We start from the raw sequence: 24,931 nt of genomic DNA, 5'->3' as shown, positions 1-24,931 counted from the left end.
TTTAGGATATCTCTATTTCGGACTCTTTAGTTGTGATAATTTGAAATATTGTGCATCGTATCTCGTATTCGAAGTATATGCCTTCCTTGAAGAATGCATCTCAGAAGCATCCATTTCATTTAATGTATCAATATCGACCACAACATACATTTCCGTTGTACTGACATTCTTGTATATACCAACAGGCAGTTCTTCGACTGACTTTATGAGTTGAACACTCTTCACACGGAAAAGATGTTGACCAATATCTTTACGAGTATGGAACAGCACATATCCAATGGATTGCAAGTTTTCTGCAATTTCTATGCCGTCTCTTGTATATTTGATACCGACAGCAAGTTTCCCTGTTGGCAGGAACTTTTGTTTCTTTCCTTCGTAGTTCTCCATCATCACCATTAATACACCATTTTTTGTTGCGTCAGCAACGGGTAAGTATCCTTTGGATATTGGCTTCTGCAGAACCTTGTCAGGGTGTTCGCCAAGTCTACAATCTGCTACAAAGAAATATTTCTTCAATTCACTTAACAGTTGTTCATTCTCCGCCTTGTTTGCATCTGTTGTTGTGTCTAATGCTAAAGAATAGACTTTTTCGTCCGTAAATGGAGTATATACTTTGCCAAGCAGCTCTTTAAAATGTGTCTTGATGTATTCTTCACCATTCACATCGGGATGTGCCTTCATTGCATAGAAGTCGTAATCCTTTTGTAGCCATTCTTGTATTTCTGTGCGAAAACGCTCACGGATTTTCTGCTTCCATTGTGCCTTTTGTTCCGTGTTGTTTCTTGCATAGAGCGACAGGACAAAAAGAAAGTTTACATCATAATGGAACAGAAGCAAGGTGTCGCGGTCAAACAAGCGGTTGTTGAATTGTATTTGTTTGTGACGGTTCTTCTTGCGATCTGTTTTTTCGATACCATCATTCGTATAGTCAAAACTTTCGTCCATTTTTGCTGACACGAAGAAGTTCGGAATGATATTATATCCTTCCGTCACATCATCACGAATACGAATGCCCGACTCCGTTGTATTACCATTATTGAAAATGTCAAGATTCCATTGAATGACATTTCTTGCGTAGGTGTATTGCTTGTAGATGGATTCTGAGCCGAGTTCATGCCCCATCTTGTAATACTTGCTGTCACCTATATAATAGGTCTTCTGCTTGTTCTCGCTTTCAATCAAGCTTTTGGCTGTAAATAAGTGGTCAACGATTTTTCCATCCTCTTGCTTTTTCTCCATACCATCTGGCAATGGATTATCACCAATCAGTTCGTCTATGATAGCCTCGAACACAATATAGAAATTCTTGACCAACAGGTATTCTTTCTGCTCTGTCGTGATGAACACTTGCCTTGCTTCATCAAAGAAGGCATAGCACAATTGCCACAGTTGTAGTGCTTTGTCAGAGAAATATTTGTACTTAATTTGGCGCAAACGAGTTTTGCCGAAACCATTCAAGTACGTCTCAAACTTCTTTCCCGTTATCAACTGAAACTGGCAACAGATTTCTTTTGGAAAGCCATAAGTCTCACCTATATAATTCAAAATTGAGAAGAAGATAACGAGCAGTTCTTCATCAAAGTTGATTTGTCGTTTTTTGTTAACAGGATTCAAGTATATAGGTCGTCCATCTTGCACAATGGCTGCTTGCGTTCCGATGGTTCGAGCCCAATTGATTTTATTCAAGCCACTATGTAAGTTCTTCACAATGAAAAAGAAGAAACTTTGGTTGTTACGATTGAATTGTAACAACGACAGAAGAATATCAAGATAAGTATTGCTCAATCTGCGCTGCCCATTACCAACTTGGGCTATTTGCGAATGATATACAATATCGGTATCGTTGCGTTTGTCGTTCTTGTAAACCACAATGGCACGATAAATCCAAACTGCAAACTTGTAGAGAAAATTTCTCTCAACAGCGTCAAGAGGATTGTTCTCATCCAAGTTAGCTATGCTTTCTGGCTTATATTTCCCAAATACAAGTTCTTGCCCCACCACATCTTTGAGCAATACCTTGGGAAGGATAAAGACACAATCCTTCAGTAGAGTATTATAGAAATACCCCACATAGTGAACGGACACCTTACCCTCGACATTCTCCAAAGCATCAATGCCATAGAGAATGTTCTTTATATTGGCAACGTTGTATTGATATTCTTCTATCAGTATGCGCATTACTTTATAATTTTCTTAATAGTAATACCCCAATTTTTCTCATTTACTAATTTCATGAGAATATCTGCTTTACCATTGCTGCCGTATCCATTACGAGCAACATAAATAGGTATTCCATAACAATCTACAGCATCAGAACGCTTACTGTTATCTGTACGTGAATCAAATTGTTCCTTAGTCTCTATGAAATGAGGCACAATACTGCCTAATGAAGTCCATTTTTCATAAACCTCTTGGGCTGTAATGTCTGGATTTAACTTAATATATTCTTTTATACATTCTATAGCCAATTTATTTTTGGCACATTCTGCGCCATCATTTACAGTAAACTTGTCATAGTTTCTGCTGTTTGATTCTGGCGTATTACCGTCCTCATCTTCTATTTCACTTTCCTCTTTAGATATTTCTATTGGTATGAGCCCAAGGTTTTTAAAGAATAAAGCAACCTTCTCTTCTACTACTTTTGAATTCTTCCCTTCTGAGGTATAGAATTTATCGAAAGATAACTTGCTACCATCCTCATCATTGAAAATAGCATCACCAAACTCATAGTCCTTAAACACATCGTTCCACAGATAAAAGATGACCTTACCGACAAATGTTTTTACCGATATAACACCATTTTGTGCTTTGCAGAAGAAATAGCCGAGTTTCTTATCCTCAGAATTGGTTGTGGAACCAATTTTCTCGTTTATCCTTTCAAGGAACTGCCACCAATCATATTTGCTTCCATCAACTTCTATAATCCAGTCCTTTTCTGCATTAGATATAGGCATATAAGTCCAATCCCAGCGACGCTTGAAAGCAGAGTCTATTGGGAACAAACTCTGATCGCTTGTGTTCATGGTAGCCCATATGTAAAGGTTGTTAGGCAATAGTAGAATATCGCCATTCAACACTTGTGATACAATATCCTTGCCTTCATACATGGCATTAATTTTGTCTTTTTGCGCAATAACCAATCCTGCAAATGCTTTTTGAAGTTGTCGCTTCATATCAGCGTCTGCTTTTATGGGATAATCGGAAAAGCCATAATCATTACGGTCGAGAAGTTGGAACAGGTCACCAAATATTTGAGCACAATTACCCCTATTGATTTCTTCGATTACAAGGAATTGCTTTTGAGGTTCGCCCTCATTCGCATCAGCATATTTCTTCCATGCACTTACGTATGCTTGTAAGAATGATTGCGCTACAAACTCATAAATGATACGGTCTTCTTTTACAATTTCACCATTCTCTACTACTTTATGACCTGAAAGGTCACGCAACTCAACTTCTTTTGTTGTCGGTTTATAAGCACCCACAAATGTCGAATAGTCTGTATCAGGATGGAATGTTGTACGAATAACATCTTCATCTTTCGTTTCCTCATTGATAGTATGCGATTTACCTGTGCCAGGAGCACCATAGAAGATTTGTTGGAGAGAGTCACTTTGTTCGGGCTTGTGTCCTTTGTCCTCTGACTTTATTCCATTTCCGTATAGAGAATGATAGTCCGATTGTAAAATCAAAACATAATCTGTTATTTCTAATCCTGCATATAGAGTTTGAACAAAAGGACCACGGCTTATTTCACCAGGGGATGCGACAACACTACCTTTCTTTGCATCAATATTTTCTCTTGACACATCTACACCTATGTTCTTTAACTCCGTTTTTAGTGTACTTTCCAAATACAAAGAGTTTGAAAACTCAATATTTACAGCATGAGTATTGAAACTTTCTGAAACAATATTCAATGGTATATTGAATTCGCTGGCAAATTTTTGAAGTATGCTCTCAATGGTTATATTATCCTCGAAAGACATTCTCCGATAAGCCCAAACTGCAATGTCATAGATGTTAGGAATGTGTTTGCCTTGATCGTTAAAGTATTTCTCCCATTTATTAGAAAATACTACATACAAAGAACGCCCACTATTATATTGTTTTTTCGTTTGGCTTAAATTGAATATATTTTCAAGAAAATTTGAAACGCCATCAAGATTTACCTCATAAGGTACAGATGGCTCTATGCTATTATTACATCCTTTTAGCAAAGCCAAGTACCCCCACGACTTATTGGTCATGCAGTCTTGAAATCCTTTATAGGCTTCAACGACGGACTTAACACTTATGTATTTCATTTTTCAAGAGTTTTTTCGTAAGTTTTAATCATGTTTTCCATTATCTTAACAATAATTGGAACACTGACTGAATTTCCTAATTGTTTGTATGCCTGAGCATCAGATACGGGGAATACAAAGTCATCAGGGAAACCTTGAAGTCTTTTCGATTCAAGGACAGATAACTTTCTACGAATATCCCATAGCTTAGGCGTTCTGTTGGCTATAATAGTGGAGGCATATGTGTCAAGACACGAATAAAAAGCCTCTTGTATTTGAGTCTTTGCCGGGTCTCCTACATGAAATCTCAAAGAGCCATCAGGTTTTTGGAACGAATACACTCCATATTTGCCTTTCTTTGTATTGGGTTTATACTTGGAGTTGTCATGTTGAATCCTATCACCAGGCTTTGCCTTCGCAAAATGGTAGTCAATCCTATCAAGTTCAAATTTAGAAATAGCCAGTGAAGGATTATAATCATTCATGTCTACTATATCACGCAAGGTCGGATGTCCACCTACAGGTTTCGGCCATTCAAAATTCACATCGCTTCTAAATGCGACACAGTACCATCTTTCTCTTTTTTGAGGAAGTCCATAATCCAAAGATGATAGAATGGTCCAATGTGGATAATAGCCAAGTTTCCTCAGACTGTCTAAAACAACCTGAAGAGTCTTGCCTTTATCGTGTGATTTTAGTCCTTTTACATTCTCAAGAAAAACCATAGGAGGTTTGTGGTATTCCAAAATTCGACACACATCAAAAAATAAAGTACCTCTAACATCGTCATTGAAACCTTGTTTTTCTCCTGCATAACTAAACGGCTGGCATGGGAATCCTGCTGTTAGAATGTCAAAATGGGGTATATCCTTTGCTTCGACAGCCTTTATATCACCTGTCGGAATCTCGTGAAAATTCGCCTCGTAAGTTTGTTGTGCAAACTTATCGTTATCAGACGAAAATACACATTTGACATTATTTCTTTTCATGGCAATACGAAATCCCCCTATGCCACAAAACAAATCTATACCCTTATATCTCTTCTTCATCGTTTTTCTATTTCTTTTTTTTGTTCTCCAAAGCCTTTTTCTGTTCACTTGCCAATCTGCGTTCAACCTTCTTTACATCTTCTGCTGGAGGAAGGTTCTCTGGAACTATACCACGCTGCACAAGCATATCTCGAACAGCAGCATTGTTGGCAATATGCTCTTGGCTTATACGACTTTCTCCTTTAAGGTCTTTAGTCTGTACATTCACGCTCGTCATTTCTGCCGCAAAATCCTTTGCTTTGATACTGATAGTGGGGAGGAAATCTGCCAATGGTCGTTTCTCGGGGATTCCCATGCGTCGCTTCAGCGTTGCAGTATTCAAACGAAATAATGCTTGGTCTCCTTTGGAACGTATCACAGCAAAACTCTTGTCATTCACACCTCGTTCATAAAGTACGCCAGAAAGTTTACGCTCTGTTTCCTGTAGTTTAGCACGTGCCTTAACTCTTTCAACTTCAATAAGACGCTGTTCTATAAGTTCTGCACGACGAGTTTGCACAGCAAAGTAAGTTTGCGCAAATGCTATCTGTGGCTTGCGAGGATCGCCATTTTGGGCGACAAGGTAGCAAGCATAGCGTGTTAGCATAATGTCATCTATCTGACGCTCAGCACCTGAACCAAGTACAACCATTTTGCTGACGTCAGCAAAATGGTTTTTTATATCATGAACTGCATTTTTGCACGATTCCTTTGCTTTATCAATGACTTTCAAGAAATTACGCCATTGGGTATATCCCAATAGAGAACATAATTCTCTTGCGCTCCAACATTCTATGCCATTTGTAACACATGATACTTGTTCAAATTGAGAGAACAATGCTTGTATTTCTTCTTTTTTCATAAGATTTCTTTTTATTCTTCAGACAAATCGTTAATGGCAATATTCTCAATTGGCCAAAACAAGTCTTGTATCTCAACATTCAAATATTTGGCAATCTCCACCAATGTCTCGACATTCGGCTGTATGGTGTTGGTACACCACTTAGATACGGTTGCAGGATCTTTACCTAATTGTTCGGCGAGCCATTTGTTGGTTCGTTTCTTTTCAGCCAGGACGACCTTTAGTCTGTTTATATCTTTACTCATATTTACGTTTAATTGTTTGGAATGTACAAAAGTAGTGATTTCCTGTTAGAATAACGAATAAAGGTGTTGAATTATTATGTTAGATAGTGATATTTGTATTATATAGATGATATATACATCAATTTATAGAATCTATGAGCTAATCTATCTGACTATAGTTTGTCATTTGGTGACTCATAAAATGGACGATGTCAATTGAAATGCAATGAAATTATGAGAAATACGGATGAAAACAACATAAACTTTGCTAACCACAACAAATTAGCGACGAATTATGTTGCCAAAATGTTGGCAATTTTATAAAAGCAAAAATCCTAACTGCTCATTTCTAAGTAGTTAGGATTTCTCTGGGTGCGCCTGACAGGACTCGAACCTGCACGTCGGAAACACTAGATCCTAAGTCTAGCGCGTCTACCAATTCCGCCACAGGCGCATTTCGGCTGCAAAATTAGTAAAAAAGATGCGAACTGCAAAAGGAATATCCGTTTTTCTTTTCATTTGTGCATGATATTGGTATGGAATACACTTTATACCGGAAAGGGAAACGCATGACACGCAAAGGGAATACACATTATACCAAAAACAGAGGAATGAATCAAGCCCAAATCGGCATGGTGACCAACTTGGGTTTAATTCATATCATGGATAGAGGCAGAGACGGATGCCGCTGCCATACAGGCGGTCTGTCTCTACCATTGGTTTCTATCGTCAATATTCCATCGAGAACGATATGCCACGACGCATCATGTCATTAGCCAATGGACGCATGCGCTGGAGGAACGACTCCCATGAGCGGTTTTCCTGCTGGCTCCATCCAGCCTCTGCCAATGCTATGGCACGGGGATAAGCCTGATAATAGATGCGCTCAGGTGTTGTGATACATTCACTCCAAAGCGTTCCTGCCACACCAAACAAGTTGTTCTCTTCAAACTTTTTATCGTGTCCCCATGCAGGATCAAGGCTATAAGTATCCTTGAGTGTGGTCGTCGGCATACCCCAGTTGACTTCGGGCATATCGCCCTTGGCCATTGGATAGTCGAAATAGCAATGTTCTCCTGGACATAGCATGATGCGAGCATTGTTTTCCACAGCAGCTTGAAGCGCCTTATCGGTCAGTCCATAGGTCATGCTGCGGCAACACGCCGTTACAGGAATATGATGGTCAGTCCTGCCATCACGATACTTACCATCGACATGAGCTTGATAAGAATATTGAGCGAGGGACCAGAGGTATCCTTGAATGGGTCGCCCACGGTATCGCCAACAATGGTTGCCTTGTGGTTCTCACTGCCCTTTCCGCCGAAATGGCCCTCTTCTATCATCTTCTTGGCATTATCCCATGCACCACCAGAGTTAGACATAAACACGGCAAGGGTGAAACCAGCAGCAAGTCCGCCAGTGAGCAGACCGAGCACACCAGCCACACCAAGCACAAGACCCACCACGATGGGGATAACGATGGCAAGCAGCGAAGGAATGATCATCTCGCGCTGGGCACCACGTGTGCTTATCTCCACACAGCGACCATAGTCGGGTGTGGCTTTGCCTTCAAGTATTCCTTTGATTTCTCGGAATTGCCGGCGTACCTCCTGCACCATCGATTCGGCAGCACGCCCTACGGCACCCATGGTCAATCCGCAGAACAGGAAGGCAGCCATTGCTCCGAGGAAAGCACCTACCAGGACCTTCGGATTGATGAGATTCACTTGGAAGAAATTGATGAAGTCTATGGTCGTTGCATTCGTTGGGTCGAACACATTTCCTGCTGCATCAAAATACTGTTTTCCGTTTTCCACGGCACGTATCATGGCAATCTTGATTTCCTCGATATAGGAAGCAAGTAGAGCGAGAGCCGTAAGGGCAGCCGATCCGATGGCAAAGCCCTTGCCTGTAGCAGCAGTAGTATTGCCAAGAGCATCAAGGGCATCGGTGCGCTCACGCACTTCCTTACCCAGTCCGCTCATCTCAGCATTGCCGCCGGCATTGTCGGCAATGGGTCCATAGGCATCGGTGGCAAGGGTGATGCCGAGCGTTGACAGCATGCCCACGGCTGCAATACCTATACCGTAAAGGCCGATACTGATAGACTTTGCCGAGAGCGACATATCGAAACCGTTGGCACAGAGATAGCTCAGCATGATAGCCACCGATATGGTGACTACGGGTATCATCGTAGAGATCATTCCCGTACCTATTCCTTTAATAATGACGGTGGCTGGTCCTGTCTGCGATGCCTCTGCTATCTTTTGTGTCGGTCGATAACTTTGTGAGGTGTAATATTCCGTTGCCTGACCGATTACCACACCTGCCACAAGACCGCTGATAACGGAGAAACTGAGTCCTAACCAGTTTTCTATGCCCAGCAGATAGAGAATCACAAAGGTGGCTACGGCAATGAGTCCGGCGCTGACATTGGTGCCAAGCCCCAGCGAGTGGAGCAGTTCTTTCATCGATGCTCCCTCTTTGGTGCGCACCAAGAATATGCCGATAAGCGACAGGAATATTCCTATGGCGGCTATCACCATCGGGGCAATGACTGCGCGCAACTGCATATCGCCATTCATGGCAAAGGCTGTAGCGCCCAAAGCGGCGGTTGACAGTATCGAACCGCAATAGCTCTCGTAGAGGTCGGCACCCATTCCGGCAACATCGCCCACATTGTCGCCCACATTGTCGGCAATGGTGGCTGGATTGCGTGGGTCATCTTCTGGGATATTGGCTTCTACCTTGCCCACGAGGTCGGCACCCACATCGGCAGCCTTGGTGTATATTCCTCCACCCACACGGGCAAAGAGTGCTTGGGTGGAAGCGCCCATGCCAAAGGTCAACATGGTGGTTGTGATGGTGATGAGTGCAGTATTTTCGCCTTCATAAACGGCATTGAGTACAACAAACCAAATGGCGATATCGAGCAGTCCAAGACCTACCACAACGAGTCCCATCACCGCACCACTGCGGAATGCTATCCGCAATCCTTTGTCCAGTCCGGTGCGCGCTCCGTGAGCAGTTCGGGCTGATGCATAGGTGGCGGTTTTCATACCGAAGAAACCTGCCAGTCCGGAGAACAGACCGCCGGTGAGAAATGCAAAGGGTACCCATGGATTTTGCACTTTCAGTACGTACGCCATGAAAGCAAATACGATGGCAAGCACTATAAAGACGATAGTCACTACCTTATACTGTTGTTTCAGATAAGCCATTGCACCTTTTCTCACATGTGCTGCAATTTCTTTCATTCGCTCTGTACCTTCATCTTCCTTCATCATGGTGCGGAAGAAATACCATGCCATTCCCAATGCAACAATACTGGCAATCGGAATCAGCCAAAACACTAATGGAATGTTGTTCATAACAATATAGTTTTTAGATTAATAATTATATACGGCAATCATCGTTAGGAAAACGATACTGCAAATTTACGAAATATATCGATACGAAAAAGCAAAATCCATTATTTTTTTCGACCCAAACAAATTTATTTTCCATTGCGCGCACATCTCTATTCTGGATCACCATTTCCTCGCGCACACGCACACGCGAGTCTCAACTTTTTCGACCACCGACCACCATTTCCGCATATCATTCGTCTTTTCAATAACTTACAGCGGTGGTCGATTCCAAAAAAACATGGTTTTCGACCACCATTCGACCACCCTCCAAACACCATGCCCAATCTGCTGTTGCAACCATAAAAGCTGCGAAACCACAATAAAGTCCAATATAGGCTTGATATTTTCAGATGCTCGACAACACCCTTATCATACATTCGACAACACTATTGCACAATATTTGACAGCACTCTTTTCTGATATTTGAAACAACTTGTTTCCAACATTGAAAAGGCCCTTGTCTAACGTTTGACAGCACCCTTATCCAACGTTTGACAATACTTTTATCTAACGTTTGACAATACTTTTATCTAACGTTGGACAATACTTTTATCTAACGTTGGATAACACCTTTACCTAACGTTGGATAATAACTTTGTCAGCCGTTTGAAAATGCCTGATAATAATTTTTATTTACTTCGTGTAAACATCCACAATGATTATCTGGAAAATCATGTGTGGTCGAAGTGTGGTCGAAAATACGGGTTCGAAGCAAACGACCACAGCAACAAATCACTATCTTACAATACATTACACTATACCTGTGGTCGTGTGGTCGAAATTTTTAGAAAACAAAAATTTTATGGATTCCAAGTACGGAAACCGTATCATCTATTCAAGACGATAGTTGTCTCTATAATTACATTTCTTTAAAAGGGACAGTTCTATAATCAGATTCTTAATTGTACCGAATTCGATACTATTAAAACTATGCGTTACAGATGACAATATAACAGTTTTCAAAAAGTAAACTGGGCATTTTCTGTTTCACAGAATTATCTTCAACAAGGATTCAGCCAAAGAAAATAATGATAAAGCAAGATTTTTATGTCAACATCTTCGCCTCTCTCATTTAATTTTTATATATTTGCATGCAATATAACCCGCAACATTCCCAACACATCAAAACGTATGGTAACATATCTCATCATTATTGCTGTGGTAGCTGTCATCATGGTGGCAGTAGGCTTCGCATTAGGCAACAAAAGCAAAGGTAACGGACAAAACAATGCCGAACTGATTGACAATCTACACGCACAACTGACTGACTTGACCAGGAAAATACAAGCACAGGAAAGCACCATTGCCAATCAACAGAATCAAATCATAACACTTACATCGGAGCGCGATGTGCAGAAAACTCACGCTGAGAATTTCTGTGCACAGTTGACTTTACAGAAAACTGACTTCGAAAAACAGATGAGCGCCCTAAAGGAAAATACCCAACAAACTATCAATACCGAAAGGGATCGCAATGTCAAAAGGGAAAGCGAACTGAAAGAAACGTTTGAGAAACAACTCGCCGACTTCAAGGCTTCTTATGAAACACAGATTGCAGAACTGAAAACCTCGCACGAGAAACAACTGGAACAAACCAAAGAGGGTGCCGAAAAACAAATAGAAGCGCTGAAGCAAATGAACCGCGAACAGATTGACAGTCAGATAAAACTCATCAAAGAGCAGATGCAGACCACATCGGAAGAAGTGCTCAAGCGCAGACAGGAAGAGTTGGGAGAGAGAAACAAAGAACAGGTGTCGAAGATTATCGACCCGTTGCAACAGAGCCTGAAGGATATGCAGGAGGCTTTCGATAAATCGAAGGAACAACAAAACGAAGCACTCACCCGACTCGACGAGACCATCAAAATCAATATGCAGAAGAGTGCACAACTGGGAGAAACTGCCGACCGACTGACCAGAGCTCTTACCGGTGAGGTGAAAGTGCAGGGCAACTTCGGCGAATTGAAACTGAAACAACTCCTTGAAGACCTTGAACTGAAAGAGGGTGAACAGTTTGACACGCAGGAAACACTACGCGACAAAGCAGGAAAAACGGCTAAAGGCGAAGACGGAAAGGGACTGATACCCGACTTCATTCTGCATTTCCCCAACAACCGCCATGTGGTGGTAGATTCAAAAATGTCGCTGACAGACTATGAGCGATATATGAATGCAGAAGACGGCACAGCCGAGAAGTCAGATTATCTTAAAGCACACATCGCCAGCGTAAGAGCACAGGTGAAGCGACTTGCAAAAAAGGAATATACCAAATATCTGCCAAGCGGATACAACAGACTCAATTTCGCCATTATGTATGTGCCGATAGAAGGGGCACTCAATCTGGCTCTACTCAACGACAACTCGCTATGGCGCGAAGCCTACGACGAAGGGGTGTTGATACTCGGTCCGCAGACCATGTATATGAACTTGCGCGTATTGGAGATGATGTGGACACAGGTGAGACAACTCCAAAACCAACAGGACATGATGAATGCTGCCAATACCGTGATAGACCGTGTGCAGGACTTTGGCATTCGTTTCATGGAGGTGGAATCGAGCATGAACGATACCATCAAGAAGATTTCCAAACTGAAAATTACCACCGCCGACAGCGGACCAAGCATCATCACAGCTGCCAAAAACCTGATTAAGGCAGGTGCCAAAGAGAATAAAAAGAAGAAGTCGCTCAACGACATGAACGACTCCTTATTTATAGAAACAGATGCTACAGCGATGCTCCATGACGAGAGCGAAAGCTGATTTCACTTTCCTTTGATCACATTTCGTGCGGTTTCGATAATGGTATCGACACCACGACGCGTATCTGCATCATCGAGATGGAGGGAGATGTCGGGCTCGATGCCAAACTCTGTCTGACGCTTCTGACTGTCGTACATGGGGCAGGCTGAATAGCGAACCATCCATCCATTAGGCAGACTATTGCTCATCGGCATGCCAGAACCGCCACCAGTACGATAACCTACCAGAGTGACATTTGGGAGCGCATGCATCATCGATGCAAACTCGTTGGCAGCGCTAAACACCCCACGGTTGACAAGAACACATACCGGTTTGCGCCAACGCAGCCTGCTGGAGGGTTCGAGATACTGAGCTTTGAGTTCGCTGAAATCATTATGTCCCGTACCTGTCTTGTGTTGCATATATCCCACCAACGTCTTCTCATCGACGAAGCGGGAAGCCAAGCGCTCGGCATTGGTCAGTTCGCCACCGCCATTGCTACGGATGTCGATAATAAGTCCACGACAAAGTAGGAAATAAGACAATACCTCATCGAGGTTGCCCTCTCCTATTGCATCGGCAAACGACTCATAGCGCACATAGCCGATATTGTCGTCAAGCACCCGATATTTCATGCCGCTGGCAATTTTATAGTCTGTACGGAGATAAATGCGTTCAAGCGAATCGCTATAATCTGAGGGATAGTCTTCCTTCCATGCCCAATAGCGTCCGTAATCATAACTGGCACCAAGGTTGACGTGTCCGTCGCGCAGTTCCGACAGCATATCGGTCATCACTTCAAAGAGCTGACGATCGGTCATGCGGTCGCTGACGCGCTCCTTGTATTTGACATAGACCTCCTGCCAATCGAGTCCATACTGCTGTTGCTTATAGTCGAAGAAGCAGTAATGCTGATCGATGATACGCCAAAGTGCCTCAAAATTGCCGGTTGGCGTATTGGGTTGTTCGTCTTCGTCGATACAAGAAGTGAACATCGTGACCATGAATATGGCGCACAACATCAGGGCGACGGTATGCAAACGGTTCAGCGTCTGCATGAAGCCAAATGGGCAAAGCCGATGGACGATATTCAATTTATGGGATAGAACTGTCATCATGATTCGTTACGGGATTGATTGTTTTACGCTGTCTGAATTGTATTCAGAGCCGGCGCGAAATGATTGAGAACCGACGGGTGATGCCCACCATGAAGCGATGAGTATAGACATGTTGCTTCAGATGATTGACATGAAACTGCTGATAGTTGCCCAAATAGCCGATGCGAAGGGCGATAGACGCTGATAATGGCGTTTCAAGTGTCAACATCTGACGAAACTCAGGTGCCGACACAAAGGTGGTCAGCCGCACGTTGCCGTCATAGTCGCCTCTGACAAAAGTCTCATAGTAGGTCTGTCCGTAGTTGGGCGAGAACATCACTCCTGCCAATGGCACGGCAAGTTCGTAGCGTGCCACTACCGGATGGCGCATGACCGAGAAGCGATAGGAAGCCACTCCGGTAGGCATCAGATTAAGATGTGCACGAGCCTGGGCAGGATTGTTTGAATTGGAACTATTATAGATAAATCCCAACGAGGCATTAGCCATGCCTCCTGCCTGTAGGGTCAGGCGATTGTCGAGCAGTTGCCAACGGCGCAAACGTCCCCAATAGAAATTGTAGGCACCTTCCAGTTCGTCGCGCTGATTGGTACGGTCACTAACCGACGAGAAGTTGACTTCATGTTCCATGACCGTGCCCCATCTTCGTTGTGGGCGCTGTCGTTCGACGGTGCAGAGATAAGTGACTCCCGGTCCGCTAAAATGCTCGGCAGACAGATAGGTGTCAAGCACCTGGGATGCGCCACCTCCCACCATGTGACTTACCGTAGAGATACGGAGAGAATCGGTAGCGGTTTGTGACGTTGCCGACGTTGCACTCAGCATAAGTGCCAGTACGAAGAGCGTTCTATTGATAGTCTTCATCAGAGAAAAGCGTTTGTTGTCCAGTCAGTTCGTCAATCACCTGTTGCTGACTCTTTCCAGCATCAGGATCCAGATTCTCTTCCTCTTCCGTTTCATCGGCCTCATCTTCTTTGGGTGGGTCAGGCAGACGAGTGGGTTCCAGTTCGGTAATGCTGGCAATCTGGTAGGTAGTGAGACGTTTACCCTTTGCTTTATAGCCCTTAACAGCAATAAACTGTTCTACGTCAATCTCCTCTGATCCACGGAATTCGTCAGCTCCACCATAGGTGACAAGGATGCGCGGATAGACTTGATCGGTGAGCAATATCTCCTTGGAATTGGGATTCTCGCCCAGATAACATTGTTTGCGTTTGGATGCTTCCAGCAAGAAGCGCTTGACATAGGGATATCCTTGATTGTCGGCATCGTAGAGCACACAGCTCCAGACCTTGTCGGCATCGTATTTCTCCAGTCTTACGATATTGTCTTCGAAGTGGTTGTTGACATCGAAATTGGTAAGATAGTATTCACCATTGGGTAGGAATACGAGTATCTGGTCGCCATCGTTGAACTCGCCCAACAAGCGTCCGTGCTCGTCGTAGTTCAGGCGGTTGACATCGGGATCGTACCACACTTTGCGTCCGCCCAATGTGGAGTGACCATGACTCTTTAGTCCGATGCGATGCACTTGGAACTTGGTCAGCAGATTACCCTTAGCAGCACGTCCCTTGATGAGCACCTCAGAGAAGTCCTTGTCGAAGAATATCTTTTTGAGCTTTGGTGCAGGGTCGAGTGTTATCTTGATAACTTCAGCCTCGCCATTGGGATTGGCGGTGAAATAAACGACACGCGATCCCGGGGTTCCAATGGTCAGGTCGTATTCGCGATCGCGAGTAACCGACGGCACGTTGAAGCGCTTGATATAATAGAATCCTTTCTTTCCGTCACGATACACCATATTATAAATAGTGCGCTGGTCGTTTTTCTTAAACACACCAAGCCACAGTATATTCTTTCCTACGAATATCTTATCTGCCACACGGATGACCTTGAACTTACCATCTTTGTAGAAGATGATGACATCATCGATATCGGAACAGTTGCAGACAAACTCGTCTTTCTTCAGTCCTGTACCTATAAATCCATCGGCACGGTTGATATAGAGTTTCTGATTGGCCTCAACAACCTTGGTAGCCTCGATGGTATCGAAGTTGCGGATTTCGGTCAGTCGCGGATGATCCTTACCATATTTCTCTTTAAGGAACTTAAACCAATTGGCGGTGACCTCTACAAGGTTGTTGAGGTCGCGGTCAATCTGTTCGATTTCCTCCTTGATGCGTGCCATGAGTTCGTCGGCTTTATCCTTGTTGAACTTAAGGATTCGCTGCATCTTAATCTCAAGCAACTTGAGAATATCATCCTTGGTTACCTCACGAACCAGTTGTGGATAGTAGGGAGTGAGGCGTTCGTCAATATGTTCGCATACGGCATCGACATTGGGTGCCTGTTCGAATTTGCGGTCTTTATAGATGCGCTCTTCGATGAATATCTTTTCAAGCGAAGCGAAATGATACTGCTCAAGAAGTTCGTTTTTGCGGATTTCGAGTTCCTGCCGGATAAGATCCTTAGTGCGGTCGGCTGAATGGCGCAACACATCGGATATGGTGAGGAATTTCGGCTTATTGTCTTCGATGACACAGCAGTTGGGCGAAATATTGATTTCGCAATCGGAGAAAGCATAGAGCGCATCGAGTGTCTTGTCGGACGAGACACCGGGTGCCAACTGTATTTGTATTTCCACCTTGGCTGCGGTGAGGTCTTCCACGTGACGTGCCTTAATCTTTCCTTTCTCGATGGCTTTGAGTATCGAGTCAATTATGGTTTCGGTAGTCTTGGAGAAGGGAATCTCTCGAATGACAAGGGTCTTCTGGTCGAGTTTCTCTATCTTCGCACGTACTTTCAACGAACCGCCTCGCTGTCCGTCGTTGTATTTCGAAACATCAATAGAGCCGCCTGTGGGGAAGTCGGGATAGAGATGAAACTCCTCGCCATGCAGATAACTGATGGCTGCATCACACAGTTCAACGAAATTGTGGGGCAGGATTTTCGACGACAGACCTACGGCAATACCCTCGGCTCCCTGTGCCAGAAGCAACGGAAACTTTACGGGCAATGTGATGGGCTCCTTGTTGCGTCCGTCGTAGGACATCTGCCATTCGGTAGTTTTCGGATTGAAAACCGTATCGAGGGCAAACTTCGACAGGCGTGCCTCAATATAACGAGGGGCGGCAGCACGGTTGCCGGTGAGGATATTTCCCCAGTTTCCTTGGGTATCCACCAGCAATTCTTTCTGTCCGATCTGTACCAGCGCATCGCCAATAGAAGCATCGCCATGTGGGTGAAACTGCATGGTGTGTCCTACGATATTTGCCACCTTGTTGTAGCGACCGTCGTCCATTCGCTTCATCGAGTGAAGGATGCGGCGCTGCACAGGCTTTAGTCCATCTTCAATATGTGGTACGGCACGTTCCAGGATTACGTACGAAGCATAGTCCAGAAACCAGTTTTGATACATTCCGCTAAGATGGTGTACGGCTGCCGCATCAAACCTATCCACGGGTTTATAGCCTGAGTGTGCCTCGGCTTCAACCTCTTCGGTGATGTCTTGCTCTTCGTTCAGTATTTCGTCGTCCTTGATTTCGTCGTCCATTGATGTTTATCCTTTTAAGTTATAGGCATTGTCTGCCAACGCCTTTAATTCTTGCAAAATTACGAAAAATATTCGAATTTTGCAAGTTGGATGCTCGGTTTTACTTCACTTCAAACGATATTTCCGTCCGTATGTCGGCTGATGACGCACCTATCATGAGTTGGATGCGACCCTTTTCTGCCTCAAAACGATGGGTAGCCTCATCCCAATGGGTAAGGTCGGCACGGTCGATGGTGAGTTTGACCTCGCGTGTTTCTCCAGCTTTGACAGCCACTCGTTCAAAGGCTTTGAGCTGTTTCTGTGGATGTTCAACTTTAGAATCAGGATAGTTCACATAACATTGGACAACCTCATCGCCATCACGACCGCCAGTATTGGTAACGGGGAGCGTAACGGTCACGGTATGTTTGTCTTTCAGATTAACCTTTGGCTCACCATATCGGAACGTCGTGTAACTCAATCCGTAGCCGAAAGGATAGAGCACATCGCCTTGCTGATACATATAGGTACGGCCATTACGGATATTATAGTCCATCATGGCGGGCAAATCGAGAATATCCTTCACCCATGTTTGAGTGGTGCGACCGGCAGGATTGATGCGTCCGAAGAGTGCATCGGCTACGGCATGGCCTTGCTCCTGACTGCAATGGGTGATGTGGAGGATGGCAGGCAGATGGTCATTACTCCAATTGATGGTATATGGGAAACTGCTGACAAGCACAAGTACTGTGTTCTGGTTGGCACGATAGAGCTGACGAACGAGATCTTCATCGGGCAATTGCAACGATAGGCGGTCAACGGCTTCGCGACCGTCGCTGGGTACAGGACAGAAGAACCAATCAGCCTTGGTACCATAAGGATGATTGCCTGTACATATTACCACAGCGTCGGCTTCACGTGCCAGACGTTCTGCCTCACCCATACGGTTGTCTTTCACGTAGCTCACTTCAAATCCCTGTTGTGCTCCCAGTTCGCGAAGTGCTTTCAAGACAGTTACTTCATAGGGAGGTGTGCCACTATACCAGTCATAGATAATCTCGTCGGCATAAGGTCCGACAACAGCCACCTTTTTCACTTTCTTACTATCGAGCGGCAGGAGTCCGTTGTTTTTCAGGAGTACTACCGACTTGTTGGTCACCTCTCGCACAGCATTCCGTGCCTCTTCGGTCATAAAGGGCGGTGTGGCGGTTGTATCTGTTCCCCTGGTTGCATACGGGTTGAGCGAATTCTTTCCGTCGAGCAGTCCAAGGCGGAGCATCACGCGCACATTACCCCGAATAGCCACTTCGATATCTTGTTCAGTAACCATTCCCTTGGCAAGCGCCTCGCGGATTTCATCCTGATAGCGGTCGAGAATCTGTCCCAACTGGTTTTTCACCACGGCAGCTGCGGCTTCTGTCTTAGTAGCAAATGCCTTATGGGCGGTCGATAGCATACCCATCGCACCACCATCGGTACAGATAATGCCATCATTCCCCCACTCTTTGCGAACGATACTTTGCAGACATGGGTGTATGGCCATAGGTGTTCCATTCCAAGAATTATAGGCTGCCATCATGGCACGTGACCCTCCCTGCGTGATTCCTTTATAGAAAGGATAGGAATAATACTCGCGAAACAATCGGTCGTCGAAATTGCTGGAGGTAGAATCGCGACCATATTCATTACTATTGGCAAGGAAATGTTTCATCAGCGCGGCTGCTTTCCAATAGCGAGGATGATTGCCTTGCAGTCCGCGCACCATAGCCACGGCGAGCTGTCCGGTTAGGTACGGATCTTCACCATAACTCTCTTCGGTACGTCCCCAACGGGGATCGCGTGCCAAATCGGCATTGGGCGCATAGATGACAAGTCCCTTGCGGCGGGCATTGGGCTGATGGATATAATAGCGGGCCTCGGCAGCCATCTGCTCACCTACCATGCGCACAGCCTCACGATCCCACGTTTCTCCTAATCCATATGCCTGTGGAAAGATGGAAGTCGGTAGTGGATTGGGGCGCTTTTCACCATTCACCTCAATCATTCCGTTATTGTTTGCAGGTCCACCCAAAGCCACCCCATGAAGTCCTTCATAGCAACTGATAGCCGGAATGCCCAAACGTGGTACTCCCATCTGTGTGGAGAGAAGAGAAATCTTCTCGTCGAGTGTCAACTGGCCGATAAAGAGATTGATACGCTGGTCATCCTTCAATCGAGTGTTCTGAAAATCGAATGGCTGTGCAACTACCGAGAGTTGTGCCATAAACATTAGTATCGAAAGCAGCTTCTTCATACTTTAATATTTTAGGTTTTAGATTGCAAAAATACGATTTTTTTGCGAGAATGTTCTAACATTACCCCCAAAAAAGATTATTTGCAAAGCAAAAAAAACATTCGGGATGCATTCGGGATGCATTCAGGATGCAGCCATCCCTGTTTCTTGCGCTTTTCCGCAAGGTCTGTAAATCCCAAGCAACTCCCAACTAACTCCCATAAACTTACGCACAATGTAAGCCCCATCACGTTCGAATAAACAAAATATAACACGTTTTATTTTGTATTTCGCTCGATTTGCACTACCTTTGTAACCCTGTACTTAGGTAGGCTGCATCTCGGAAATAAAAAGAAAAAATCGTTTTTCTTTTGTATTTCGCTCGATTTGCACTACCTTTGCACGCATAATTTTTGAAAAGAAGTAAAAGCATTATGGCACAAGAAGATGTATTTAAGAAAATCGTAAGCCACTGTAAAGAATATGGTTTCGTATTTCCAAGCAGCGATATTTACGATGGATTGGGAGCCGTTTACGACTACGGACAGAACGGTGTAGAGTTGAAAAACAATATCAAAGAATACTGGTGGAAATCAATGGTACTGCTCCACGAAAACATTGTCGGTATCGATTCTGCCATCTTCATGCACCCCACAATTTGGAAAGCCTCTGGACACGTTGACGCATTCAACGACCCCCTCATCGACAACCGCGACTCAAAAAAGCGCTATCGTGCCGATGTGCTGATTGAAGACCAGATTGCAAAATACGATGAGAAGGTGCAGAAGGAAGTGGCAAAAGCACGCAAACGCTTCGGAGAAGCATTTGACGAAGCCAAATTCCTCGAAACCAACGAACGAGTAAAAGAGCATATTGCCAAGCGCGACGCACTACATGAGCGCTACGCTAAAGCCATGCAAGGACCTGACCTCGCAGAACTGAAGCAGATCATCCTTGACGAAGAAATCGTATGCCCCATCAGCGGCACACGCAACTGGACGGACGTACGCCAGTTCAACCTGATGTTCTCTACCGAAATGGGAGCCAGCGCTGAAGGTTCTATGAAAGTATATCTCCGCCCAGAAACCGCACAGGGTATCTTTGTCAACTACCTCAACGTGCAGAAGACCGGTCGCATGAAGATTCCATTCGGTATCGCTCAGATTGGTAAAGCATTCCGCAACGAGATTGTAGCACGCCAGTTCATCTTCCGCATGCGCGAATTTGAACAGATGGAAATGCAGTTCTTCGTAACTCCAGGTACTGAACTCGAATGGTTCCCCAAATGGAAACAAACTCGTATGGCTTGGCACCAAGCTCTTGGTTTCGGTGCAGAAAACTATCGCTTCCACGACCACGATAAACTTGCACACTATGCCAACGCAGCTACCGACATCGAATTCAAGATGCCATTCGGCTTCAAAGAAGTGGAAGGTATTCACTCACGTACCAACTTCGACCTCTCACAGCATGAGAAATTCTCAGGAAAGAGCATCAAATACTTCGATCCACAGACCAACGAGAGCTACACTCCGTATGTCATCGAGACCTCGATCGGCGTAGATCGTATGTTCCTCTCAGTCATGTGTCACTCATACTGCGAAGAGAAACTCGAAAACGGTGAAACACGCGTAGTACTCAAACTGCCCGCCGCCCTGGCTCCTGTAAAACTGGCAGTCATGCCACTCGTCAAGAAAGACGGACTGCCCGAAAAGGCACGCGAAATCATCAACAACCTGAAGTTCCACTTCAACTGCCAATACGACGAGAAAGACTCTATCGGAAAGCGCTACCGTCGTCAGGATGCCATCGGTACTCCTTACTGCGTTACCGTTGACCACGACTCACTCAACGATGGCAAGGTGACACTCCGCTTCCGCGACACCATGGAACAGGAGCGCGTCAATATCAGCGACTTGGCAAGCATCATCGAAGACAAGGTGAGCATTGTCAGCCTGCTCAAGAAGATTCAGTAAATACACTTATTATATAATAATGAGCATCTACAACATGATGATACGCAGCAAACAGACAATCCTCGCAGGTTGCCTGTTTGCCTTGATGCCCTTCTTTGCGGCATCATGCAGCGAAGACGATGGCACAGAAGAGGAATTTGTTGATTGGAAAAATACCAATGAACAGTATTTTGAAACACAATACAAACTACATGCCTCTGCCACAGCCTCATCGTTCGTTGTACGCAAATGGTCGGTTTCCGACTCCATCAACATCCCACAGACCGACTGCATCCTCGTGGATGTAATAGAGCGCGGAGAAGGCACTACATCGCCATACTACAACGACTCACTATGTATGCAGTATCGCGGACGCCTCCTGCCATCAAAGTCGTACAAAGACGGATATGTGTTCGACCAAAGTTTTGAGGGGACATACGACCCTGCCGTTACCGCTCCCTACAAGATAGCACAGTACAACTCATACGGTTCTGTATCAGGATACCGACTGCCCGTTGCTTCCGATTTCGTCGATGGATTCAGCACAGCATTAATGAACATGCATAAAGGCGACCATTGGCGAGTGACCATACCATATCAACTGGCATACGGAGAAACCGCCAGCGGAGTAATACCAGCATACAGCACGCTGGTGTTCGACATTTGGCTCACAGATTTCTGGACAAAGACTAAAGGTGATCGCAATTAAGCGGTCACCTTTTTTATATCTACGCCACGCTAATTCCTACCTTTGACACCATGCCTCTTAGGTACTTTCGCTCGAGAATGAAAAGAAAAACACACTTTTCTTTTGAATTCTGCTCGCTTATTCGTACCTTTGAGGCTGTGCCTCTTAGGTACTTTCGCTCGAGAATGAAAAGAAAAACACGCTTTTCTTTTGCATTCTGCTCGCTTATTCGTACCTTTGAGGCTGTGCCTCTTAGGTACTTTCGCTCGAGAATGAAAAGAAAAACACGCTTTTCTTTTGCATTCTGCTCGCTTATTCGTACCTTTGTCAAGGATATACACAACTGAAAACAAGACAGAAAATGATCTGGAATGAAACTATTGAATGTATGAGTCGCGAACAGCTTCGCGACCTACAAAGCCAACGTCTGCGAAAAATGGCAGACTACGTCTATCACAACACACCATTCTATCGGAAGAAATTTCAAGAAATGGGACTCGAACCTGGTGATATCCGAGATATAGACGACATCGTGAAACTACCATTTACCAACAAGCTCGACCTGCGCGACAACTATCCCTTCGGACTGACTGCCGTGCCCATGAGTCAGATTGTGCGTATCCACGCCTCTTCAGGAACTACAGGTAAACCGGTAGTAGTACTCTACACCCGCAAAGACCTTGCCATGTGGACCGAAGCTATCTCACGCGCATTCACTGCATACGGCGCTACAAAAAACGATATCTTCCAAGTGAGCTATGGCTACGGACTCTTTACCGGAGGACTCGGCGCTCACGATGGAGCTACCAATATCGGAGCCAGCGTGATTCCTATGTCAAGTGGAAACACACAGAAACAAATCACGCTGATGCACGACTTCGGCACATCCGTACTCTGTTGTACACCATCATACGCCATGTTCTTAGCAGAAACACTAAAAGACTGCGAATGGCCACGAGACGAATTCAAACTCAGAATTGGTGCATTCGGAGCCGAACCATGGACTGAAGAGATGCGCCATAAACTCGAAACATCATTGGGCATCAAAGCATACGACATCTACGGACTGAGCGAAATATCAGGACCAGGAGTGGGATACGAATGTGAATGTCAGAACGGTACACACCTCAACGAAGACTATTTCTACCCCGAAATACTCAATCCTGAAACAGGAGAACCCATGCCTGAAGGACAATTGGGAGAACTTACCTTCACACACCTTACCAAAGAGGGAATGCCATTGCTGCGCTACCGCACACACGACCTCACCGCACTACACTATGAGAAATGTGCATGCGGACGCACATTAGTGCGCATGGACCGCATACTGGGACGCTGCGACGACATGCTCATCATACGTGGCGTCAACGTATTCCCATCACAAATCGAATCAGTCATCCTCTCGTTGCCTGAATACGAACCGCACTTCCTGCTGACCGTCGATCGTAAAGACAATACCGACACCAGCGAACTGCAGGTAGAGGTCAAAGAGGAATACTACACCGACGAGATGTCAACCATGGTTGGACTGCAGAAGAAACTCGAAGCAGAACTGCGTAGCGTCATCGGACTCGGCTTCAAAGTGCGCCTCGTAGAACCACGTGCCATCGAGCGCTCTACCGGTAAAGCTAAACGCGTCATCGATAAACGCAAGCTATAAACGCCGTGACCAAACGACACACAACCGCATTTCAATCATGCGACATACAGACAACAGAAACAACAAACAATAAAACAATAAGAATATGTTAGCTAAACAACTATCCGTTTTCCTCGAAAACAAGTCAGGCCGCCTGACAGAAGTTACAGACGTGCTGGGCAATGCAGGCGTCAACCTCTCAGCCATGAGTATTGCTGACAACAGCGACTTCGGCATCCTGCGCTGCATAGTAAGCGACCCCGACAAAGCCTACCAAGTGCTCAAAGCATCACACTTCGCCGTAAAAATGACCGATGTCATCGGCTTTGTATGTCCCAATACCAGCGGTTCACTGGCAAAAGTACTGAAACACTTGTCGGAAAACGGAGTATTCATCGAATATATGTACTCATTCTCCAACGGCGATGTGGCGCACGTAGTCATACGTCCAACAGACCTTGAGGGCTGCGAAAGAATACTCGCAGAAAAGAAAGTAGATCTACTTGCTGCAAGCGATTTATACCGTCTGTAATGCCGAAAATCACGCATTTTAGGCATAAAAAACGCGTTTTGGGAACTTTTTTCGTGTTTTTTTCGAAAAAAGTTCCCAAAATATTTGGTGGATTCACAAAAACTCCGTACCTTTGCAATCGCTTAAAAGAAATAAGCAATCAAACAAAGAAATAAGGGCGCTTAGCTCAGCTGGTTTAGAGCATCTGCCTTACAAGCAGAGGGTCGGGGGTTCGAATCCCTCAGCGCCCACAAAGAGTTCCAAAATATTGGAACTCTTTTTTTTGTTTATATATCCATCTAAGCCTACTCTACGGCTCAATAGATTTTTCATAGGGGTAAATGAGTATGATTCATATGAAATGCTTACCTTTGCATCATGGAAGACAAAGGTTTGCTAATGTTGGCACGTATGGTGCTGCCCAAGGAAGTGCTTGACCACTTCATCATAACTGATATTGAGTACGTTGACACGAAGGCTTATGGGCTCAGTAGATAATTAGTGGGGATAAGCGTATATCATGGAAAGTCTGTAGAGAAAGAATTTCTCATCCCTAATTCCCCTTAGTGCTGCCCTGAAGGACTTGACTTTGGCGTTGAAAGACTCTGCTGCTGCGTTAGACGACCTGTTATTGTAGAAGTTGAGTATGTCATCATAGTGCTCGTAGAA

The 24,931-nt window shown here is 44.7% G+C and carries 17 protein-coding genes and 2 tRNA genes; 6 read left to right on the top strand and 13 right to left on the bottom strand.

Going from position 1 to position 24,931, the window contains the following annotated elements:
- Positions 1 to 12: 12 nt before the first annotated feature.
- The 8 genes from CIK93_RS08540 to CIK93_RS08500 all read right to left on the bottom strand — a co-directional run bounded on the left by CIK93_RS08540 (position 13) and on the right by CIK93_RS08500 (position 9,771).
- Positions 13 to 2,178, bottom strand: a complete 2,166-nt coding sequence (locus CIK93_RS08540) for an LlaJI family restriction endonuclease (RefSeq protein ID WP_094447084.1) — start codon at positions 2,176 to 2,178, stop codon at positions 13 to 15.
- Entirely contained in the window at positions 2,178 to 4,307 is a 2,130-nt protein-coding gene (locus CIK93_RS13785; RefSeq protein ID WP_254046768.1) for an AAA family ATPase, read from the bottom strand. Before CIK93_RS13785 ends, CIK93_RS08540 begins: the two co-directional genes overlap by 1 nt.
- Positions 4,304 to 5,335: a DNA cytosine methyltransferase gene (locus tag CIK93_RS08525; RefSeq protein ID WP_094447083.1), complete on the bottom strand. Its 1,032-nt coding sequence runs from the start codon at positions 5,333 to 5,335 to the stop codon at positions 4,304 to 4,306. The genes CIK93_RS13785 and CIK93_RS08525 overlap by 4 nt, the downstream gene beginning before the upstream one ends.
- A gap of 7 nt (positions 5,336 to 5,342) precedes the next feature.
- Entirely contained in the window at positions 5,343 to 6,176 is an 834-nt protein-coding gene (dinD, locus tag CIK93_RS08520; RefSeq protein ID WP_094447082.1) for a DNA damage-inducible protein D, read from the bottom strand.
- 11 nt (positions 6,177 to 6,187) lie between these two features.
- The gene (locus CIK93_RS08515) at positions 6,188 to 6,421 is read right to left on the bottom strand and encodes a helix-turn-helix transcriptional regulator (protein WP_094391401.1); all 234 of its coding nucleotides are present in this window, start codon (positions 6,419 to 6,421) and stop codon (positions 6,188 to 6,190) included.
- A gap of 352 nt (positions 6,422 to 6,773) precedes the next feature.
- Positions 6,774 to 6,854: transfer RNA gene (locus CIK93_RS08510), tRNA-Leu, on the bottom strand.
- 275 nt (positions 6,855 to 7,129) lie between these two features.
- Positions 7,130 to 7,549 carry a family 20 glycosylhydrolase gene (locus CIK93_RS08505; protein ID WP_371327176.1) on the bottom strand — a complete coding sequence of 140 codons (420 nt, stop codon included), beginning with the start codon at positions 7,547 to 7,549 and terminating at the stop codon, positions 7,130 to 7,132.
- A gap of 17 nt (positions 7,550 to 7,566) precedes the next feature.
- Positions 7,567 to 9,771, bottom strand: coding sequence for a sodium-translocating pyrophosphatase (locus tag CIK93_RS08500; protein WP_094447081.1), 2,205 nt, complete (start codon positions 9,769 to 9,771; stop codon positions 7,567 to 7,569).
- A 1,170-nt stretch (positions 9,772 to 10,941) separates the two neighbouring features.
- On the opposite strand from CIK93_RS08500, the gene rmuC reads away from it, so the two are divergent.
- Entirely contained in the window at positions 10,942 to 12,570 is a 1,629-nt protein-coding gene (rmuC, locus tag CIK93_RS08495) for a DNA recombination protein RmuC (RefSeq protein ID WP_094447164.1), read from the top strand.
- Positions 12,571 to 12,572: 2 nt separating this feature from the next.
- Here rmuC and CIK93_RS08490 read toward each other — a convergent pair whose 3' ends face one another.
- The 4 genes from CIK93_RS08490 to CIK93_RS08475 all read right to left on the bottom strand — a co-directional run bounded on the left by CIK93_RS08490 (position 12,573) and on the right by CIK93_RS08475 (position 19,460).
- Positions 12,573 to 13,607 (bottom strand): S41 family peptidase, encoded by a 1,035-nt coding sequence (locus tag CIK93_RS08490; RefSeq protein ID WP_094447080.1) that lies wholly within the window; start codon positions 13,605 to 13,607, stop codon positions 12,573 to 12,575.
- A gap of 103 nt (positions 13,608 to 13,710) precedes the next feature.
- Positions 13,711 to 14,529 (bottom strand): DUF3316 domain-containing protein, encoded by an 819-nt coding sequence (locus CIK93_RS08485; protein WP_094447079.1) that lies wholly within the window; start codon positions 14,527 to 14,529, stop codon positions 13,711 to 13,713.
- A complete protein-coding gene (locus CIK93_RS08480) occupies positions 14,513 to 17,218 on the bottom strand; it encodes a DNA gyrase/topoisomerase IV subunit A (RefSeq protein WP_094447078.1) in 2,706 nt (901 codons plus the stop codon). The genes CIK93_RS08485 and CIK93_RS08480 overlap by 17 nt, the downstream gene beginning before the upstream one ends.
- A 100-nt stretch (positions 17,219 to 17,318) precedes the next feature.
- Complete coding sequence (locus CIK93_RS08475) at positions 17,319 to 19,460, bottom strand: glycoside hydrolase family 3 C-terminal domain-containing protein (RefSeq protein ID WP_254046773.1); 2,142 nt, start codon at positions 19,458 to 19,460, stop codon at positions 17,319 to 17,321.
- 443 nt (positions 19,461 to 19,903) lie between these two features.
- Between CIK93_RS08475 and CIK93_RS08470 the strand changes: the two genes are divergently transcribed.
- The 5 genes from CIK93_RS08470 (at position 19,904) to CIK93_RS08445 (ending at position 24,513) form a co-directional block, all read left to right on the top strand.
- On the top strand, positions 19,904 to 21,445 hold the full coding sequence (locus tag CIK93_RS08470; protein WP_094391408.1) for a glycine--tRNA ligase: 1,542 nt from the start codon (positions 19,904 to 19,906) through the stop codon (positions 21,443 to 21,445).
- 19 nt (positions 21,446 to 21,464) lie between these two features.
- Positions 21,465 to 22,133 carry an FKBP-type peptidyl-prolyl cis-trans isomerase gene (locus CIK93_RS08465; RefSeq protein ID WP_094435931.1) on the top strand — a complete coding sequence of 223 codons (669 nt, stop codon included), beginning with the start codon at positions 21,465 to 21,467 and terminating at the stop codon, positions 22,131 to 22,133.
- A gap of 340 nt (positions 22,134 to 22,473) precedes the next feature.
- Entirely contained in the window at positions 22,474 to 23,772 is a 1,299-nt protein-coding gene (locus CIK93_RS08455; protein WP_094440265.1) for a phenylacetate--CoA ligase family protein, read from the top strand.
- Positions 23,773 to 23,857: 85 nt separating this feature from the next.
- On the top strand, positions 23,858 to 24,283 hold the full coding sequence (locus CIK93_RS08450; RefSeq protein ID WP_094391412.1) for an amino acid-binding protein: 426 nt from the start codon (positions 23,858 to 23,860) through the stop codon (positions 24,281 to 24,283).
- A gap of 155 nt (positions 24,284 to 24,438) precedes the next feature.
- Positions 24,439 to 24,513: transfer RNA gene (locus tag CIK93_RS08445), tRNA-Val, on the top strand.
- Positions 24,514 to 24,760: 247 nt separating this feature from the next.
- Here the strand turns inward: CIK93_RS08445 and CIK93_RS08440 are convergent.
- On the bottom strand, positions 24,761 to 24,931 hold a 171-nt coding region (locus CIK93_RS08440; protein WP_144007558.1), incomplete at its 5' end, for a transposase.

This window comes from Prevotella sp. P3-92 (assembly GCF_002251205.1).
In the GTDB taxonomy this organism is placed as follows: domain Bacteria; phylum Bacteroidota; class Bacteroidia; order Bacteroidales; family Bacteroidaceae; genus Prevotella.
Note: the sequence above shows the minus strand (reverse complement) of the source record. Positions and strands in the feature narration are given on the sequence as shown.

Excerpts from the sequence above, each read along its gene's own strand:
- dinD (WP_094447082.1), bottom strand. The coding sequence starts at position 6,176 with ATGAAAAAAGAAGAAATACAAGCATTGTTCTCTCAATTTGAACAAGTA.
- CIK93_RS08465 (WP_094435931.1), top strand. The coding sequence starts at position 21,465 with ATGAGCATCTACAACATGATGATACGCAGCAAACAGACAATCCTCGCA.
- CIK93_RS08505 (WP_371327176.1), bottom strand. The coding sequence starts at position 7,549 with ATGACCTATGGACTGACCGATAAGGCGCTTCAAGCTGCTGTGGAAAAC.
- CIK93_RS08500 (WP_094447081.1), bottom strand. The coding sequence starts at position 9,771 with ATGAACAACATTCCATTAGTGTTTTGGCTGATTCCGATTGCCAGTATT.
- rmuC (WP_094447164.1), top strand. The coding sequence starts at position 10,942 with ATGGTAACATATCTCATCATTATTGCTGTGGTAGCTGTCATCATGGTG.
- CIK93_RS08450 (WP_094391412.1), top strand. The coding sequence starts at position 23,858 with ATGTTAGCTAAACAACTATCCGTTTTCCTCGAAAACAAGTCAGGCCGC.
- CIK93_RS08485 (WP_094447079.1), bottom strand. The coding sequence starts at position 14,529 with ATGAAGACTATCAATAGAACGCTCTTCGTACTGGCACTTATGCTGAGT.
- CIK93_RS08515 (WP_094391401.1), bottom strand. The coding sequence starts at position 6,421 with ATGAGTAAAGATATAAACAGACTAAAGGTCGTCCTGGCTGAAAAGAAA.
- CIK93_RS08480 (WP_094447078.1), bottom strand. The coding sequence starts at position 17,218 with ATGGACGACGAAATCAAGGACGACGAAATACTGAACGAAGAGCAAGAC.
- CIK93_RS08475 (WP_254046773.1), bottom strand. The coding sequence starts at position 19,460 with ATGGCACAACTCTCGGTAGTTGCACAGCCATTCGATTTTCAGAACACT.
- CIK93_RS08490 (WP_094447080.1), bottom strand. The coding sequence starts at position 13,607 with ATGCAGACGCTGAACCGTTTGCATACCGTCGCCCTGATGTTGTGCGCC.
- CIK93_RS08540 (WP_094447084.1), bottom strand. The coding sequence starts at position 2,178 with ATGCGCATACTGATAGAAGAATATCAATACAACGTTGCCAATATAAAG.
- CIK93_RS13785 (WP_254046768.1), bottom strand. The coding sequence starts at position 4,307 with ATGAAATACATAAGTGTTAAGTCCGTCGTTGAAGCCTATAAAGGATTT.
- CIK93_RS08455 (WP_094440265.1), top strand. The coding sequence starts at position 22,474 with ATGATCTGGAATGAAACTATTGAATGTATGAGTCGCGAACAGCTTCGC.
- CIK93_RS08525 (WP_094447083.1), bottom strand. The coding sequence starts at position 5,335 with ATGAAGAAGAGATATAAGGGTATAGATTTGTTTTGTGGCATAGGGGGA.
- CIK93_RS08470 (WP_094391408.1), top strand. The coding sequence starts at position 19,904 with ATGGCACAAGAAGATGTATTTAAGAAAATCGTAAGCCACTGTAAAGAA.